Annotated in this window: 19 protein-coding genes; 11 read left to right on the top strand and 8 right to left on the bottom strand. The window is 65.3% G+C overall.

Annotation, left to right across the window (positions count from 1 at the left end):
• Positions 1-49: 49 nt before the first annotated feature.
• A complete protein-coding gene (locus SE91_RS16405) occupies positions 50-442 on the bottom strand; it encodes a hypothetical protein (RefSeq protein ID WP_061848304.1) in 393 nt (130 codons plus the stop codon).
• Between the two features lie 131 nt (positions 443-573).
• Between SE91_RS16405 and SE91_RS16400 the strand changes: the two genes are divergently transcribed.
• Entirely contained in the window at positions 574-1,359 is a 786-nt protein-coding gene (locus SE91_RS16400; RefSeq protein ID WP_061848303.1) for an SDR family NAD(P)-dependent oxidoreductase, read from the top strand.
• On the opposite strand, the gene SE91_RS16395 is transcribed toward SE91_RS16400, so the two are convergent.
• On the bottom strand, positions 1,360-1,590 hold the full coding sequence (locus SE91_RS16395) for a DUF6894 family protein (protein ID WP_008563227.1): 231 nt from the start codon (positions 1,588-1,590) through the stop codon (positions 1,360-1,362).
• A 383-nt stretch (positions 1,591-1,973) separates the two neighbouring features.
• The gene (locus tag SE91_RS16390; protein WP_061848302.1) at positions 1,974-2,993 is read right to left on the bottom strand and encodes a hypothetical protein; all 1,020 of its coding nucleotides are present in this window, start codon (positions 2,991-2,993) and stop codon (positions 1,974-1,976) included.
• A gap of 338 nt (positions 2,994-3,331) precedes the next feature.
• On the opposite strand from SE91_RS16390, the gene SE91_RS16385 reads away from it, so the two are divergent.
• Entirely contained in the window at positions 3,332-3,928 is a 597-nt protein-coding gene (locus tag SE91_RS16385) for a L,D-transpeptidase (protein ID WP_060737707.1), read from the top strand.
• Positions 3,929-3,965: 37 nt separating this feature from the next.
• Here the strand turns inward: SE91_RS16385 and SE91_RS16380 are convergent, their stop codons facing one another.
• Complete coding sequence (locus tag SE91_RS16380) at positions 3,966-4,397, bottom strand: COG4315 family predicted lipoprotein (protein WP_061848301.1); 432 nt, start codon at positions 4,395-4,397, stop codon at positions 3,966-3,968.
• A gap of 116 nt (positions 4,398-4,513) precedes the next feature.
• On the bottom strand, positions 4,514-4,978 hold the full coding sequence (locus tag SE91_RS16375) for a MarR family winged helix-turn-helix transcriptional regulator (protein ID WP_061851157.1): 465 nt from the start codon (positions 4,976-4,978) through the stop codon (positions 4,514-4,516).
• A gap of 102 nt (positions 4,979-5,080) precedes the next feature.
• Here SE91_RS16375 and SE91_RS16370 point away from each other — a divergent pair, with 102 nt between their 5' ends.
• From SE91_RS16370 to SE91_RS36320, 4 genes are all read left to right on the top strand, one after another.
• Complete coding sequence (locus SE91_RS16370) at positions 5,081-7,003, top strand: FAD-binding monooxygenase (RefSeq protein ID WP_061848300.1); 1,923 nt, start codon at positions 5,081-5,083, stop codon at positions 7,001-7,003.
• A gap of 150 nt (positions 7,004-7,153) precedes the next feature.
• Positions 7,154-8,125, top strand: coding sequence for an SH3 domain-containing protein (locus SE91_RS16365; RefSeq protein ID WP_061848299.1), 972 nt, complete (start codon positions 7,154-7,156; stop codon positions 8,123-8,125).
• Positions 8,126-8,333: 208 nt separating this feature from the next.
• On the top strand, positions 8,334-8,561 hold the full coding sequence (locus tag SE91_RS16360; RefSeq protein ID WP_231088380.1) for a hypothetical protein: 228 nt from the start codon (positions 8,334-8,336) through the stop codon (positions 8,559-8,561).
• A gap of 210 nt (positions 8,562-8,771) precedes the next feature.
• Positions 8,772-8,951 (top strand): hypothetical protein, encoded by a 180-nt coding sequence (locus SE91_RS36320; protein WP_060735919.1) that lies wholly within the window; start codon positions 8,772-8,774, stop codon positions 8,949-8,951.
• A 105-nt stretch (positions 8,952-9,056) separates the two neighbouring features.
• Here the strand turns inward: SE91_RS36320 and SE91_RS16355 are convergent, their stop codons facing one another.
• Together SE91_RS16355 and SE91_RS16350 are read right to left on the bottom strand one after the other, a co-directional pair.
• Positions 9,057-9,626 carry a TetR/AcrR family transcriptional regulator gene (locus SE91_RS16355; RefSeq protein ID WP_061848298.1) on the bottom strand — a complete coding sequence of 190 codons (570 nt, stop codon included), beginning with the start codon at positions 9,624-9,626 and terminating at the stop codon, positions 9,057-9,059.
• Complete coding sequence (locus tag SE91_RS16350; protein ID WP_061851156.1) at positions 9,626-9,970, bottom strand: DMT family transporter; 345 nt, start codon at positions 9,968-9,970, stop codon at positions 9,626-9,628. The genes SE91_RS16355 and SE91_RS16350 overlap by 1 nt, the downstream gene beginning before the upstream one ends.
• 299 nt (positions 9,971-10,269) lie before the next feature.
• Here SE91_RS16350 and SE91_RS16345 point away from each other — a divergent pair, with 299 nt between their 5' ends.
• Positions 10,270-10,911 carry an FMN-binding negative transcriptional regulator gene (locus SE91_RS16345; protein WP_061848297.1) on the top strand — a complete coding sequence of 214 codons (642 nt, stop codon included), beginning with the start codon at positions 10,270-10,272 and terminating at the stop codon, positions 10,909-10,911.
• 40 nt (positions 10,912-10,951) lie between these two features.
• Positions 10,952-11,764, top strand: coding sequence for a pyridoxal kinase (gene pdxY / locus SE91_RS16340; RefSeq protein WP_061848296.1), 813 nt, complete (start codon positions 10,952-10,954; stop codon positions 11,762-11,764).
• Between the two features lie 5 nt (positions 11,765-11,769).
• Here pdxY and SE91_RS16335 read toward each other — a convergent pair whose 3' ends face one another.
• Positions 11,770-13,071: a hypothetical protein gene (locus tag SE91_RS16335; RefSeq protein WP_061848295.1), complete on the bottom strand. Its 1,302-nt coding sequence runs from the start codon at positions 13,069-13,071 to the stop codon at positions 11,770-11,772.
• Between the two features lie 228 nt (positions 13,072-13,299).
• Between SE91_RS16335 and SE91_RS16330 the strand changes: the two genes are divergently transcribed.
• The 3 genes from SE91_RS16330 (at position 13,300) to SE91_RS16320 (ending at position 15,056) form a co-directional block, all read left to right on the top strand.
• Positions 13,300-13,506, top strand: a complete 207-nt coding sequence (locus SE91_RS16330; protein ID WP_061848294.1) for a hypothetical protein — start codon at positions 13,300-13,302, stop codon at positions 13,504-13,506.
• 169 nt (positions 13,507-13,675) lie between these two features.
• Complete coding sequence (locus SE91_RS16325; RefSeq protein WP_061848293.1) at positions 13,676-13,930, top strand: hypothetical protein; 255 nt, start codon at positions 13,676-13,678, stop codon at positions 13,928-13,930.
• Between the two features lie 205 nt (positions 13,931-14,135).
• The gene (locus tag SE91_RS16320) at positions 14,136-15,056 is read left to right on the top strand and encodes a DMT family transporter (protein ID WP_061848292.1); all 921 of its coding nucleotides are present in this window, start codon (positions 14,136-14,138) and stop codon (positions 15,054-15,056) included.
• Positions 15,057-15,232: the final 176 nt, after the last annotated feature.

The following is a 15,232-nucleotide window of genomic DNA, read 5'->3' as shown; positions in this document are numbered from 1 at the left end:
GCCGCGGCCGTTCCGTCGCGGCGTGCTTAACGCGGCCGGCGCTGTCCCGTCAGCCGCCCTTGGCGCGGATCAGGCCGGCGAGATTGGTCTTCTGGGCCTCGCACCAGCCGGACATGCCGAGGCGGCGTTGGTCCATGTCGGTCGCCTGGGTCGCGACGGCGACCTCTCTCATCAAGTCGTCGTCCTGCTTCTCGCCCATCTTGCCGCCGGTGTGCATCCAGGCGATCGCCTTGCGTACCTTCTCGGTGGTGCCTTCGGGCAGGTGCATTTGTTGCGCCCTCTGCACGAGGTCCTGATAGGCGAGATCCGTGTTGGGGCACTCGACCTTGGCGGCAAAGGCCTGCAGGACCATGGTCACATAGGTCGAGCGCGGCGGCGCGTCGCCCGCCAGGGCCGGCGTGGTCAGCAGCAGCAGGCCCGCCATCAGAAAACCGGTGCGCATCCTTAGTATCTCCTCCGTTTTTTTGAGAGGCTAGCGTCCGCCGCGCCGCTCCGCAATGGGATCGGAGTGCAATTGTCGCCCCGCCGTGCAGTGCGCTAACCTGAGGCCTTTCCCGGCCCCCGGAGCGCGACATGAGCCTGTTCAGCACGCCGTTCGATCCCGCACGCGACACCGCGCTCGTCACCGGCGCGGGCAACGGCATCGGCCGGGCCATCGCGCAGGCCCTGGTCGGCGAGGGCGTGCGGACCGTGTTCGCCGATGTCAGTGCCGAACGCCTGGAGACCGCGATCGGCGCGAGCAAGAGGCCTGAGCTGGCGGTGCCATGGATCGGCGATCTCGCGAGGTTGGATGCCTGTGACGAGCTGCTGGCTGCCGCACAGGCGTCGCTCGGCGAGGTCACGCATTTCGTCCACAGCGCATCGCCGCCACGGCGGGAGGCAGACCATGCGCTCGCGGTCGACCGCAGGACCTGGCAGGAGATGCACGCCGTCAATCTCGATGCCGGTTTTCATCTGGCGCGCGCAATCGCCACGAATCTGATTGCGGCGAAGCAGCCGGGCTCGTTCCTGTTTCTCACCTCGCTGCATGCGGGCACGCCGCGCAACCTGCCGCACTATTCGACGGCGAAGGCGGCCATGGCGATGCTGGTGAAGGAGCTCGCCAAGACGTTCGGCCGTCACGGCATCCGGGTCAACGCGCTGGTGCCCGGCGCGATCGCGGCCGGCGGGTTCGTCGCGGACCCCGCGCTGGCGCGGCACATTCCGCTCGGGCGCCTCGGCGACGCCAATGACCTTGCGCCGATGGCGCTCACGGTCTTGTCGAACAAGCTGTCCGCGTATGTCACCGGCGCAGCCTTCGTCGTCGACGGCGGATTGTCGCTGACGAACTGGTTCGAACCGCCGGTGCTCGATGGGTAGCTAGCGCTGCCAGGCCGGCACGGGGTCGAGCGGCGTGCGATAGACCTCGTTGTGATCGAGATCGGTAACACGCACCGCGCAACCCTTGTGCTGGAGCTCCGGCTTCACCTGCGACAGCTCGCATGCCAATTGATCGGCGCGATCGGAAGCGACCTCGATGTCTTCGAGGATGATTCCGCCCTGGTTCTTGAACTCTTCACCAACCACGAGATCGAAGGAGTAGTAAGGCATCCGAATTCCCCGGTGTGACGACCCAAATCTGAAAACAAGTCTTCAATGGAAAGTCTCGACACGTCCGGGATGATACCACTGAGTCGATATCTATCGAATGAACAGGCCGCGCAATCTCTGTGCTTATGGCGCAGAAATCATGTGCAGCATCTGGGGTCATTAAGAGTTTATTAAATACGCGGCGCGATCATCAATGTATGGAATTGCAACAGAACCGGGCTCCGGGAACCGGCAGTTGCAAGAGAAGGCCGCCGGCATAGATCCCGACGGCCTTTTCTCATGAGCGGAAGATGAGCTGCATAGCGTTTCCCGTAATTGTCCGGACTCAACGCATCATTTCGACTCGGACAGCGTAGGCGACGTCGCAGTCGCCTGGCGTTGCGTTATCGCAGCGGCATCGGCGGACGCACGATCGGTCCATCGTCATCGGCAACGGCTTGCGTGGTCGTCACCGGCGCAGGCGATGGTGGCACGGCGGCCGTCTGCGAAGGCGGCGGCGGAGGTGCGAGCGGCGCGGGCGAAGAGGCCGGCATGTAGGTCCGCGTCACGGGCGGCTTCGGCTTGCGAACTGGCGCTGCCGCAGGCGGTGCCGGGAGCGCAGCAGCACGCGCGCGTGGATCGACCGGCCGCGTCTCGGCAGCCACCGGCCTCGGCGCAGTCGCCTTCGCCAACTCGCGCGCCATCTGCTCCTGTCCGGCCTTCAGCTCGGCGATGTTGGCCTTCAGCTGCTCGATCTGCTGGGTCATCGCGGCAAGATCGTTGGTCATCGCCTGTACCGCTTGCGCCGGGTCCGGTTGCATTGCAGCCGGCGCGACGGCGGCTTGGGCCGGTGGCGGCGGCGCAGATGGCGCGGCGGCTTGATCGGCTGTTGCCGCTTGCGCCGGAGGCGGAGCGGCCTGCGCGGCGGGGACAGGCGCGGTCTGCGACGCCGAAGGCATGAACGAATTCATCAACGACGCCGCCACGGGCGTCCATTCGGCGAGCGCATTCTTTGCGGTGTCGCCATGCTGCTCCCAGGCGATCGAGGCCGCGACGCTGGCGCCGGCGAACAGGAACGCGAGGAACGCACCGCGCAGCCACTTGCCGACCGCGGATCGCTTCGGCTGGCGGGGGCCATCGTTGGCCGTAATGCGAACGGCCGTGTCGGCCTGCGGTCCTTCCGCCGCAGCTGGTTTTCCGTAGACGACGTTGATCGTGGGCTCCGGTGCACGCGCTGCAGCTGGAGCGAACCTCGGCTCTGGACGGGGCGTGATCTCCGGCGCCAGCGCGGGCGCCGTGGTCCCCGGGCGCGAGGCCAGCACGATGTCGGGAGAAATCTGAACCGCATCGTGCGGATCGTTGTCCCTGACCGTGTCCTTCACGATCTCATCGACGATTTGCTTGGCGTTCAGCGTCGCGAGCATCGCAACTCCTTTGAAGCCTGGTGTTTGACGTAAGTGGTTGTTCGCATTGGCGCGAGCCGAGAGGGGGCGGCCCATCCCCAAGCCTTGGGCCCACGAGTCCAGCCGGGTTTGACCAAAGCAAGGCGACGGGAAGGAGATGCTGCGACGCTCTTCTGCCGTTTGTGGTGATGGAACCCGTTTTCCCAAACACGCGCACGTGTTTCAGGCTGCCTTGTTTTCAGCACGATTTTGACAGTATGTGGCGACGCGGGGGCGTTGCTGTCCGCTAACGGGGGTCGGCGGTGCCAAGATCTTTATTTGCTTTGTTCGTTGTTGCCTTGCTGCCACTGGGCGGCTGCATGCAGACGACACTTTCGCCAACGACCGATGCGAGCATGACGCCGCGCGACCGGCAGTTGTTGGCCCACGCGCCCTATGCGAAGGCCAACGTGCCTGAGCAGTATCTGCGTCACATCGTCGATTACCAGCGCAAGGAGCAGCCGGGCACGATCCTGGTCGATACCGATGCGCGCTATCTCTATTTCGTGCTGCCCGAGGGCAAGGCGATTCGCTACGGCGTCGCGGTCGGCGAGGAAGCCATGGCGTTCTCGGGCGTCGCGCGCGTCGGCCGGCTGGCGGAATGGCCGGATTGGGTTCCGACCGCCGACATCCAGGCGCGGCTCGGGCCCTATCCGCCGCGCGTTGCGGGCGGGCCAGCCAACCCGCTGGGCGCGCGTGGCATCTATCTCTATGCCGGCAACAAGGACACGCTCTACCGCATCCACGGCACCAACCAGCCCGAATATATCGGGCAGGCGATCTCGTCGGGCTGCATCCGGATGCGCAACGAGGACGTCATCGACCTCTACAGCCGGGTGAAGCTCAACTCGATGGTCGTGGTGCTGCCGCCGGGGCAGAACGCGCAAGCCGAGAGCGGCGCGCGCTGGCGCGGGTGAGGGCTGCGCCTCAGTTTAGTTCCGGCAGCTGCATGGCCTAGTTTTCGGGCCGCGCGATCCGCCATTGCAGCGTCATGGCATTGCCGTTGGCATCGCCCGGCGCTTTGTCGGCGGGCGAGGTGTAGAGCGGGCGATAGCGGTAGGCCCACATCCTGGTGCCATCGTTGCGGCTGATCACGGTGAAGTCGCCGACGGCTCTGGCGTCGGCCGTGGCGGCGAGCGGAACCCAGCTCTCGGTGCACTTGTCGTTGCAGTTCGAGGTCTTGCCGGTGGTGTCGCGCTCGTAAGTGTAGAGCGTCATGCCGTTGAGATCGACCAGCTTGGAGCCCTGCTTGGTCAGGATCACCTTTGCTGGAGCCGTCGGCGCCTCGACCTTTGGCGGAGGAGGGTCGCCTCCGCCATGGCCGCCCGCGAGCGCATGACCGGTCGAGAGCGTCATGGCTGCGGCCACAACGAAGAACCTGAACATTCCGAAACTCCATCCCGCAAAGTTAATCGCGCGTTAAGCATCCGTTGCGGTCGACGTTAGCAGCCGAAGGTTAGTTCCTGGTTTCGCAGTCCTGCGACAATTGCGGAGAAACGGCCCTATGCCTGCACCTCGCGCAGCGGTGCGCGGCTGAGCTCATTGCCGGCGGCGATCGCCTTGCGCAACAACCGTATCAATTCTTCGCCTTCCTTCGCGCTCAGTCCGCGCAAGAGGACGCGCTGAGCCGATTCGACAGCCGGCGTGATCCTGCGCAGCGCGCGCCGTCCTTCGTCCGTGACCGCGAGCTCCCGTGCGCGGCGGTCGCGGCTGGAGGCGCGACGCTCGATGAGGCCCTTCTGCACCAGGCGATCGATCACGCCTGTGATGGTGGTGCGGTCATAGGCGATCAACCCTGCCAGCGTCACCTGGTCGAGCCCCGGATTGGCCTTGATGGTCGCGAGCGCAGCGTATTGCACCGGCGTGAGATCGAAGCCCGCATCTCCGACCTCGGCCAGGAACACCGCGACCGCGATCTGCTGGAACCGGCGCGCCAAATGTCCAGGCATGTCGTTGTTGTCTTTCACCGAATTCTCCATTGGGGCAGGGACGGCACGGATCGTTGACACGTATACTGATCGTCAGCATACTGAGCAATATCCAAACGGAGATTTGGCGGGGAGGTGCTCATGCAATTCCATCTGAATGGATTTCAGCCGGGCGATCCCGAGATCGCGGATCCTGCAGCACGCGTTCAGGCCCCAGATGCGGCGGGCACCGTGCCCGAAGAGGTCGACGTCCTCATCGTCGGCTGCGGGCCGGCCGGCCTGACCCTCGCCGCCCAGCTCGCGCAATTCCCCGACATCAAGACCTGCATCGTCGAGCAGAAGCCTGGCCGCCTGCTGGTCGGGCAGGCCGACGGCATCGCCTGCCGCACCTTGGAGATGTTTCACGCTTTCGGCTTCAGCGAGCGCGTGCAAAAGGAGGCATGCTGGATCAATGAGACGACGTTCTGGAAGCCGGACGCGCGGCGGCCTGAGGCCATCGTGCGCAGCGGACGGGTGCAGGACGTCGAGGACGGGCTGTCGGAATTCCCGCATGTCATCCTCAACCAGGCGCGCATCCACGACGCATTTCTCGATGTCATGCGCAAATCGCCGGCCAAGCTCGCGCCGTATTACAGCCGGCGCGTACTGGATCTCGAGGTCGATCCCGCTGTTGATGCCGCCGCTCACGGGGTGACGGTGCATCTCGAATGCGTCGATGCCGCTGGGGGGAACAAGGTCGAGACAATCCGGGCGCGCTATGTCGTCGGTTGCGACGGCGCGCGCAGCACGGTTCGCAAGTCGATCGGCCGCGAGCTGCACGGCGATTCCGCCAACCATGCCTGGGGCGTGATGGACGTGCTGGCGGTGACGGACTTCCCGGACATCCGCTTCAAGTCTCTGATCCAGTCTGCGAACGACGGCAGCCTGCTGATCATTCCGCGCGAGGGCGGTTACATGGTCCGCATCTATGTCGAGCTCGCCAAGCTCGACATCGGTGAGCGCGTCGCCAATCGCAACATCACCGCCGACGACGTGATCGCGAAGGCGCAGCGGATCCTGAAGCCGCATACGCTGGACGTGAAGGAGATCGCCTGGTGGTCGGTCTACGAGATCGGCCAGCGTCTCACCGACAAGTTCGACGACGTGCCGGAGGCGGAGGTTGATGGGCGACTGCCGCGCATCTTCATCGCCGGCGATGCCTGTCATACCCATAGCCCGAAAGCGGGGCAGGGTATGAACGTCTCGATGCAGGATGCCTTCAATCTCGGCTGGAAGCTCGTCGCGGTCCTGCGCAAGCAGTGCTCACCGGCTCTGCTGCATTCCTATTCGGCCGAACGCCAGGCGGTTGCCAAGGAGCTGATCGACTTCGACCGTGAATGGGCCGGGATTCTCGCCTCGGCCGCCAAGGCGGGCGGTGCCGATGCGGCGAAGACGCAGGACTATTTCGTCCGGCACGGCCGCTACACGGCAGGGACCGCAACGCATTACCGTCCGTCGGTTCTCACGGGTGCGGCCTCGCATCAGCATCTCGCAGAAGGCCTCGTCATCGGCAAGCGCTTCCATTCCGCGCCGGTGATCCGGCTGGCAGACGCGAAGCCGGTGCATCTCGGCCACGCGGCGCAGGCTGATGGTCGCTTCCGCATCTACGCGTTCTCGCCTGCGGAAGATCCTGCCGCCGCCGGCTCGGCCGTGCGCGCTCTCTGCAATTTCCTCGGCGAATCCAGGGAGTCGCCGATCAGGCGCCATACGCCTTCGGGGGCCGACATCGACAGCGTGATCGACCTGCGTGCGGTCTTCCAGCAGGATCATCGTGAGCTCGCCGTGGAAGCGATGCCGCCGCTGCTGCTTCCGCGCAAGGGCCGCTATGGTCTGATCGATTACGAGAAGATGTTCTGTCCGGATCTCAAGAGCGGCAACGACGTGTTTGCAATGCGCGGCATCGACCGCAAGGCCGGCTGCCTGATCGTGGTGCGGCCGGACCAGTATGTCGCGAACGTTCTGCCGCTCGATGATTTTGCTGCGCTTGCGTCGTACTTCGACGCCTTCATGCTGCGAGCAAACTGACGGCCTGGCACGTTTGCGCGCTGTGCTGATGAACGGCGAGTGAATATTGAACCGCACGCGGCTACGTCTCGATCTTTCGACGCATGCGATGACCTCAGGCGGAACGCCCGTTCCGCCAGCGCGTTCCGACTGGCAGAGGAGGAACACGCCATGAGACTCAAAAGCGTTTTACTTGCCGCATTGCTGCTTGCCCCGACGGCCGCGCTGGCCGCACCGGGCATCGTCACCGTCTCGACCGGCCTGCGCGCCGGACCGGGCACGGGCTTTCCCCTGGTCGATCGCGTCCCCGGCGGCGCCCGCGTCAACATCCATGGCTGCCTGCGCGGCAACGCCTGGTGCGACGTAAGCTTCTCCGACGATCGCGGCTGGGTATCGTCGCAATATCTCCAGTACCTCTACCGCAATCATTACGTCTATCTCCCCGACTATGTCGACGTGATTGACGTTCCCATCGTTCCCTTCGTGCTGACGTCGTATTGGTCGAGCCACTATGGCGGACGTCCCTGGTATCGCCGCCACGCTCATTGGAATAATTACTGGAGCTCGCATCAACGCTTTGCGACGCGGATGACCCTTGATCCACGGGCGGCTCGCATCGGTCGCGCTGCGACGCGTGACGGAGCGATCGCACTCGAACGCAGCGGCGTGCGTGGCAAAGGAGAGGCTGCAATCTCTCGGCGTGACGCCGGCACGACGGCCCGGCCCGATGCCGCCATCACCAAGCGTGATGCGGTTACGGCCGACCGGACCCGCGCCGGACGGAGCGAGCGCGTCCTCAATGAGCGCACTGCCGTGCAGAACCGCGGCCCGCGCGATGCGCAGGCGCGCGTAATGCGCGACAATGCTGCAGGCCGCGCCGCCGTGCGCGCGCAACCGATGACGCGTACGCATGAAGCACCGCGCGTGTCGACCGCACCGGTTGCACGGCCCGCAACGCCGCAGGTCGCCCGGCCGAACGTCAGCCATGGCTCGCCGATGAATGCCCGTGCGCAGATGCCGACGTCACGCGCGGCCGCGCCTGCGCCGCATACGGGCGGTGGGGGCGCTCCGCACATCAGCGCCGGCCCACGTGGCGGCGGCGCGCCGGCCGGTGGTCCAGGCGGCGGCCATCAAAAGAAGTAACGTTCAAGAGAAAGCCCGGCCATTGCGCCGGGCTTTTTCTTGCGAGAGGCCTTTACAATTTAAGTCAGTTCTTCGCGGGCAGATTTCATCGATCGTAATATGTGTACTCAAAGCTGTAAGCATTCCACTCGGGGCAGCGGGGCACGGGAGGAAGATGATGAGACAGAGCCAGGCGGAGGCGCGCCGCCACAACGTTGCGAAGCGGTCGATGACCAAGGAGGCCAAGCAGCTGTCCGGCCTGATTGCCGGGCTGCGCAAATCTCTCGAAGAAATCCACAAGGAGCGGTCGGGCACGAAGCTCACCGGCGCCGAGATGGGCATGCTCGACGAGCGCCGTAACAATCTGCTGCTCACCATTGCGGCCCTCGACGACCGCCTCTCGGCAGTGCAGGGATTGATTGATCTCGGCCGCCCGCACGTGATCCGCGTCCACTAGCGGAGCCCGGCAGGCCAGGTCTCAGTCGAGCACCGACGGCAATCAGAAGCGCGTTCCTGATGCGGCGCGCTCACCCCGGGTCACCCGGCTGTTAGCGGGCCAGCGCCATGCGGCCTGCGGAGGGCACCAAATTGCCACGCTCCCGGCGAATTGCCGCCAAAGCCCGCTGCCACGAGAGGAGCGGGGGCAGGCAACGCAAGGGGATGCGCATTGGCCTACAAAATGGTCGCAGAACGCGACAATGAGAAATACAGTTTCGCCCGCGAGAGCCGGTTGCTCATCGTGGCCAAGGCGAAGGTGTGGGCGAGCGAGGGGTGGCGGGTCGTCATCACCGACCAGGACGGCAAGGCCTACGCGCCGCCCGAATTCGAGCAGCCATCGGCGGCGTAACCGCTGAGGAGCAAGCTTGATTTTTCTGTTTTGAACAGGGCGCGGCTTGATCGCGCCCTCGATGAGTCTTCGACCGGCGTAAACTAGCCGACGTCCCGGGTCCCATTAGCCGCGCCGATAGGTCTGCGCGATCAGCCGGTCGTGCACGGCACGCAGGTCCGCGCTCATGCGCGTCTGTCCCGTCGTGACATAGGACAGCCACGCGCCGTCGGCGGCGAGGCGCACGACGTGAAGATCGGGCGCGCTGTCGGTGGCGCGATGGCGCTTGAGCCGGGCCTTGATCCAGTCGTTCCAAAGCCGGCGCAGCGAGGGATCGGTGACGACGACCATGCTCAGCGCCGCCCAGGGCGAGGCAAAGCCGAAGGCCTTGCCGGTGAATACCGCATTCACATAGGCGCGCGTGAATCTGCCGCGCGGCTTGGGATCGGCTTCGATGGTCGCGTCGATCTCGGCATCGACACGGGCGAGGAGATCGGCGAACAGGCCTTCGATCAGCGCCTGCTTGCTGCTGAAATGATGAAACAGTCCGCCCTTGGTGACGCCGGCCGCCGCCGCGACCGCCTGCACCGTCACGCCGGAAACGCCATGGTCCAGTGCGATGGCAGCTGCGTGGTCGAGCAAAGCGCGCCGCACCTGCTCAGGCTGCTTGGCGCGGGTGTAGCGGCTTTCCGGCATCAATGCACCGCGGTCTCCGAGAACAGGTTGATGACCACGACCCCTGATACGATCAGCGCGATGCCGACGAAGGCGGCGGCATCCAGCATCTGACGGAACAGCACGAAGGAGACCGTTGCGGTCAGGATGATGCCGACCCCGCCCCAGATCGCATAGGCGATGCTGAGCGGAATGACGCGGATCGCGACCGACAGCGCGTAGAACGAGGCGACGTAGAACAATACCATGGCCAGCGTCGGCCACGGCCGGGTGAACTGCGCCGACTGCTGCAGGAACGCGGAGGCGGTGACCTCGAAGACGATAGCGATAGCGAGTGCCGTATAGGCATGGAAGGCGGATGTCATGACGAACTCGGGCATGGCGCGGAAGTCGAAAGATACCGCGCGGTAGGTTTGTTTAGCACGCGGAGCATGGCCTTTGCCAGGAGCAGATATCACGAGTGAGTGACGAGCCTGCGACAGGCCCAGAGGTTCCGCTGGGTCGCCAAGGCAGACCGGGCGAGACCTCCGCTGGCGCGCTGGTGCACGCCTTCATTCGGCGAGAGCGAGGGCATCGTCGCCGCTTCAAGGCCGATTGTTCTTCAGATTTCACGGGGGCATGGGTTAGTCTCGTCTCGTCCGTCCACCGATCGAGCAGCCGCACCATGCACGTCCTCCGCCCCCAATTCCGCATCGAGGAGCAGCGCGCGCTGGAATTTGCCGCATCTCGCGGCTTCGGCGTGATCGTAGTCGCGGACGAACGCGGGCCGCGGGCCTCGCACGTGCCGTTCGTGCTGGCCGAGCGCGGCGACCGCACCATCGTGCAGATTCACTTCACCGCCAAAAATCCGCTTGTGCCTCTGGCCGACGGCAGCAGACGATTTCTGCTGATCGTCTCCGGCGATGACGCCTATATCTCCAATGACTGGTATGCCTCGCGCGACAACGTCTCGACCTGGCTCTATGAAGCGGTGCACCTGTCGGGCGTGGCGCATCTGCGCGGGCTCGACGAGAACCGCGGACACGGCGATGCGCTGCTTGCGGTTTCCGAGGCGCGGCTGCCGAAACAGCCCTGGGATCTCGCGCAGATGGAGCCGGGCAAGCGCGAGAGCATGCTGGCTGCGATCCGCGTCGTCGATCTCGTGGTGGATCAGATCGAAGGACAGGCCAAGCTCAACCAGCACAAAAGCGATGCGGACCATGTCGCGGTCGTCAATCGATTGGCACAGTCGGAGGAGACAGGCCACCGGCGGCTGGCGCGCCAGATGCAGGCCCTGCGGCCGGGGCTCGAATACGAGATGCCGTAACGCTTGCCTCCTCTGACGTTTGACCTTACGGACCTCCTTCATGCTCGTCATTTCCATTCAAAGCCAGGTGGTCCACGGCCACGTCGGCAACAGCGCGGCGGCTTATGCCGTGCAAGCGGAGGGCGTGAACGTCGCGGCGGTGCCGACGACGCTGCTGTCGAACCATCCGCGCTACCCTAGCCTGCGCGGGCGGGTGCTCGAGACCGAGCTGGTCGCCGATCTTCTGAGGGGGGTCGAGGAGCGCGGCCTTGTCGACGAAGCTGCCGTGCTCGTCACCGGCTATCTCGGCTCGCCCGGTAATGCCGCCGTCGTCGCAGACTTCGCTGAGCGGGCCGTGGTGCACAATCCGAAGCTCATCTATCTCTGCGATCCCGTGATCGGTGATGACGGCCACGTCTATGTCGCCGACGGAATTCTGGACGTGGTCCGGCACCGGCTCCTGCCGGCTGCGAACCTGACCACACCGAACCGCTTCGAGCTCGAGCTGCTAGCGGGCCTTTCGATCGCCGATGCGCAGGACCTGCGCGCCGCCTGCGCGGCGTTGGCGAAAGGGCGTCGTATCGACGTCGTTGCCACCGGCTGCACGCTCGCGGACACGGCGGAAGGCCAGCTGGAAACGATCCTCTGCGCCGACGGCCATTTGTCGCGCTTTGCGACGCCGCGTCTGCCGATCCGGCCCTACGGCACCGGCGACCTTATCACCGGTCTGATCGCAGCGCATCTGGCCAAGGGCGTGGCGACGGACGTGGCGGTGCAGCTCGCGGTAGAGACGATCTTTGCCGTGCTGGTGCGCACGCAGGAGGCCGGCACGGCCGAGATGCGCCTCGTGCCGCTGCCGGGCCGCAAGCCTTAACAGCGTCAGGTCGCGCGCTTGCCGGCCGATTGTGCCGCCTTCTGCGGTTTTGCCGGGCTCTTCTGCTCGCCGCGCGCGGCCTGCGCTTTGGGCGGCTTTGCATGGGCTACAGCATGGGTCTTCTTCGGCTTGACGCGGGCTTCCTTGCGGTCGGCCGTGCCCCGACGCGAGACGTATTCCTGACCGTCGATCGGGCCGACATGCGGCGGATCGCGGCCGAGATAGGGCCGGCCGATTCCGTAGGCCTTGCCGTTGGCGTCGACCCACTTCCACAGGATCTCGGTCGAGACCCAGCGTTGCGCCCGGTTGTTGCCCTGGGTGCTGACGATGTCGGCGGCCATGCCGTGGCCGTAGCCGCCGCGCGTGCTGCCGCCGTGATAGGAGCGGTTGGAAGCAGCCTTCAGGCCGCTCGCGATCGACTGACGATAGTCGTCGCGGAACGCGCTGGTGATACCGGGTGAAAGGCCGGCGGCCTCGGCGGCGAGCAGCGTGCGAAACAGCTTTCGCTTGAAGCTCTTGTCCATGCCGCCGATGACGTAGTCCATCATCGACATGCCGGTGCGCTCGGCCGCCTTCGGGTCCTTCCAGGTGAAATCCTGGTCGACGAGCTTGGTGAAGCTGCGCATCACGGTCACCGTCTTGCCCTTGCGCTTGACGGTGACGGGGCGGCGCTCCACCACCTTCATCGAGTCTTCTTTGGCGGTGCGCTCATAGAGCGCCCAGAGATAACGGTCGATGCAGGCATCCATCACGAAGCATTCGTCGAGCACGGCAACGGTGTCGGCAGGCGGCGATGGCTTGCTCGCTGCAACCGGGGCGGATCCGCTCGCGATCGTCGCAGGCGACAATGCGTCCGTGGTCACGATCTCGGTGGGATCGGCGGATGCGAGCTTGACGGGCTCTGGTGCCGGCGCTGACGGAGTCTCGGTGACGATGGGAGTTGGTTCCACTGAAATCTGAGGCGCGGGCGGCGGCTCCGCCGGCAAAATCACCGCGGCATCGGCCGACGCCACCTTGAGGGTGGGGGTGGGCAGCTCCGGTGCGGCTGCCGCTTCAACCGCTGGCGGGATCGCCGCCGTAGCAGCGATATCGGCAGTCAGGGCGACACCGTCCTCGATGGTCGCGGCGCGGGGGACGTCGGCTAGGTCGAGGCGGCTGAGATCCTTCGCGCGCGTGGCAGCGGCTGCATTCGCACCACTGTTTTCGATGAGCGCAGGCGCGTAGGCCGACAATGAGAGCACCAGCCAGCCGGCGAGAACGGCCGAGGGGCAGGAAACTGCCACCAAAAGAGACCGCTGATCGTTCATGATCCCTGCCTCCAAACGGTACCGTCCAAACCAGTCCGGTTCGAACAGTGATGATGCAAACAACCAAGACTTGCACGGAAAGGCACGCAGTGCGTTGATTGTTCGGAGGACGGTGTGGCGGCGCAATGGCGCAATTTCGCAAAATCGGGCTTTTCGGAGCGGTGTTGCGAAGTTGCAACGCGAGTTCCGCGGCTGCAACTTTGCACGGGGCTGAGCGTTGAGCGGCCCATGAGCACGCATCCCTCGCTTCGTCCCATGGACGCCTTCGACCCCACCGAGCCCGCCATTCTGCATGATCGTGTGTCCGACACGATCATCACCTGGACCGCCGATCAGGCCGATGACTACCGACAGGCCAGCCGGCCGCGCGGAGATGGAACCGTGGCTTGGAAGGCGTACCTCTTCGATGGCTGGGGCAATGTGCTCGGCGGCTGACCACCGCCCGTAAAAGCGCCATGTCGCGGCCGACGCGATTCGGTCAAGGCTTTGTACGCATTGAGCATATCGCTATGCGTCGCGCGCGCTATTGCAATGCAGCAATACATGTCGCAACGCAGCAAGACGCGCTTAAATGTGCTCCGCATCTTCCATCAGGAGCATCACAATGAACAAGAAGACTTTGACGATCGCCGCCACCATCCTGACGATCGCGGGCGCTACCTCGGCTTTCGCCGCGGAGCTGCCGACCTACGAGGCCAATGGATTTCCGGTCTCTCCCCTCCAGGTTCACGTCCTCGGAGCTGGCCATATCGAGCAGCAGGTCGCTGCGCCCACGACGGTTGCGTCCGTGCACCAGCTGAAGGTGCTGGGCTCCCGCAAGGTCAAGACGGCCGACGTCACGACGGGCGCCACCCGCTGAACTGACATCGCATGACGGGCAGGCGGGTCGCGCAACGCGTGATCCGCCGCCTCACGCGATCTTCGAAATCGACGCTCGATCTCTTCGTGTGAAAGTGCCGGTCATGCACGGATGTCGCTGCGCTCGTCCCAGAAGTTGCGCCTGCGTGCCAGCGTTGCAGCCATGTGGGTTGAGGCCTCTCGCGCGCTGACATAACGCTTCTTCCATGGATCAGCGGACGAGCGGCGCTGACGCTCTCATCGAGAAGAACGACGCAAGCCCGGCGCTGCTCGGCGTCGTCTGCGGCCTGGCGGCGGCGCTGTTCTGGGCGCTCGGCTTTGCGGCCACGCGGCACGGGCTGAAGCTCGGCTTCACGCCGGTCGATCTGCTCGTGCATCGCTATGTCTGGTCGGGCATCGCCTTCCTGCCGCTGGTCTTTCGCGCCGGCATCTCCGATCTCTGCGGCATCGGCTGGGGCAGGGGCCTTGCGCTGATGGTGCTGGGCGGTCCGGTGATGGCGCTGATCTCCTACACCGGATTCCTGTTCGTGCCGCTCGGCCATGGCAGCGTGATCCAACCCTCCAGCGCGACGCTCGGCGGCCTGCTGCTCGCAGCCCTGTTCCTCAAGGAGAAGATCTCCGCCTCGCGCCTTGCCGGCGCGCTCGTCATCGTCGGCGGCCTCGGCGTGATCGGCGCGGAATCGATCGGCCATATCGGCGCCGACGGCGTGCTGGGCGACCTCATCTTCGTGCTCACCGGATTCATGTTCGCCGGCTTCGGCACGTTGCTGCGCCATTGGCGTGTCTCCGCCGTGTCGGCCGCGCTCGTCATCAACGTGCTGTCGCTCCTGCTCCTGCCGATCTATCTCGCAACCGAGGGGCCCGCCCGCATCGCGGCGATCGGCGTCAGCGAGAACGCGATCCAGGCGCTGGCGCAGGGCGTGCTCGCAGGGCCCGCCGCGCTCTATCTGTTCGCCGTCTCGGTGCAGCGCCTCGGCGTCGCCCGTGCCGCGGTGTTTCCCGCGATCGTGCCGGCGCTGACGCTGCTGGTCGGCTGGATCCTGCTCGGCGAGCCGCCGACGACCTTGCAGACTGCGGGCCTCGTGACGGTGCTGTGCGGGTTCTATTTGGCGCAGCGGCAGCGATAGGCGCCGATGCATCGCGGCGCCTGAAATAAGAGGGCCGCCTCGTGGGCGGCCGCTGAAGTCTCAAAGCTGTGATGCAATCGAACAGGTGACCCTGCAAGCCAGCCCCGGGGCGAGAAAATCGATGCGCACTCAAAACGCCTGCCCGGCAACCGCCAGCTTACACAGATTTGCGACAG

Source organism: Bradyrhizobium sp. DOA1, assembly GCF_001593325.1.
GTDB lineage: Bacteria > Pseudomonadota > Alphaproteobacteria > Rhizobiales > Xanthobacteraceae > Bradyrhizobium.
The sequence above is the reverse complement of the archived record's forward strand: the minus strand, read 5'-3'. Positions and strand labels throughout refer to the sequence as shown.

What these genes read in the sequence shown, in the direction of transcription:
- SE91_RS16325 (WP_061848293.1), top strand. Translation starts at nt 13,676, where the DNA reads ATGAACAAGAAGACTTTGACGATCGCCGCCACCATCCTGACGATCGCG.
- SE91_RS16390 (WP_061848302.1), bottom strand. Translation starts at nt 2,993, where the DNA reads ATGCTCGCGACGCTGAACGCCAAGCAAATCGTCGATGAGATCGTGAAG.
- SE91_RS16345 (WP_061848297.1), top strand. Translation starts at nt 10,270, where the DNA reads ATGCACGTCCTCCGCCCCCAATTCCGCATCGAGGAGCAGCGCGCGCTG.
- SE91_RS16355 (WP_061848298.1), bottom strand. Translation starts at nt 9,626, where the DNA reads ATGCCGGAAAGCCGCTACACCCGCGCCAAGCAGCCTGAGCAGGTGCGG.
- SE91_RS16350 (WP_061851156.1), bottom strand. Translation starts at nt 9,970, where the DNA reads ATGACATCCGCCTTCCATGCCTATACGGCACTCGCTATCGCTATCGTC.
- SE91_RS16365 (WP_061848299.1), top strand. Translation starts at nt 7,154, where the DNA reads ATGAGACTCAAAAGCGTTTTACTTGCCGCATTGCTGCTTGCCCCGACG.
- SE91_RS16320 (WP_061848292.1), top strand. Translation starts at nt 14,136, where the DNA reads ATGGATCAGCGGACGAGCGGCGCTGACGCTCTCATCGAGAAGAACGAC.
- SE91_RS16385 (WP_060737707.1), top strand. Translation starts at nt 3,332, where the DNA reads ATGCAGACGACACTTTCGCCAACGACCGATGCGAGCATGACGCCGCGC.
- SE91_RS16395 (WP_008563227.1), bottom strand. Translation starts at nt 1,590, where the DNA reads ATGCCTTACTACTCCTTCGATCTCGTGGTTGGTGAAGAGTTCAAGAAC.
- SE91_RS16380 (WP_061848301.1), bottom strand. Translation starts at nt 4,397, where the DNA reads ATGTTCAGGTTCTTCGTTGTGGCCGCAGCCATGACGCTCTCGACCGGT.
- pdxY (WP_061848296.1), top strand. Translation starts at nt 10,952, where the DNA reads ATGCTCGTCATTTCCATTCAAAGCCAGGTGGTCCACGGCCACGTCGGC.
- SE91_RS16330 (WP_061848294.1), top strand. Translation starts at nt 13,300, where the DNA reads ATGAGCACGCATCCCTCGCTTCGTCCCATGGACGCCTTCGACCCCACC.
- SE91_RS16335 (WP_061848295.1), bottom strand. Translation starts at nt 13,071, where the DNA reads ATGAACGATCAGCGGTCTCTTTTGGTGGCAGTTTCCTGCCCCTCGGCC.
- SE91_RS16370 (WP_061848300.1), top strand. Translation starts at nt 5,081, where the DNA reads ATGCAATTCCATCTGAATGGATTTCAGCCGGGCGATCCCGAGATCGCG.
- SE91_RS16400 (WP_061848303.1), top strand. Translation starts at nt 574, where the DNA reads ATGAGCCTGTTCAGCACGCCGTTCGATCCCGCACGCGACACCGCGCTC.
- SE91_RS16405 (WP_061848304.1), bottom strand. Translation starts at nt 442, where the DNA reads ATGCGCACCGGTTTTCTGATGGCGGGCCTGCTGCTGCTGACCACGCCG.
- SE91_RS16360 (WP_231088380.1), top strand. Translation starts at nt 8,334, where the DNA reads ATGACCAAGGAGGCCAAGCAGCTGTCCGGCCTGATTGCCGGGCTGCGC.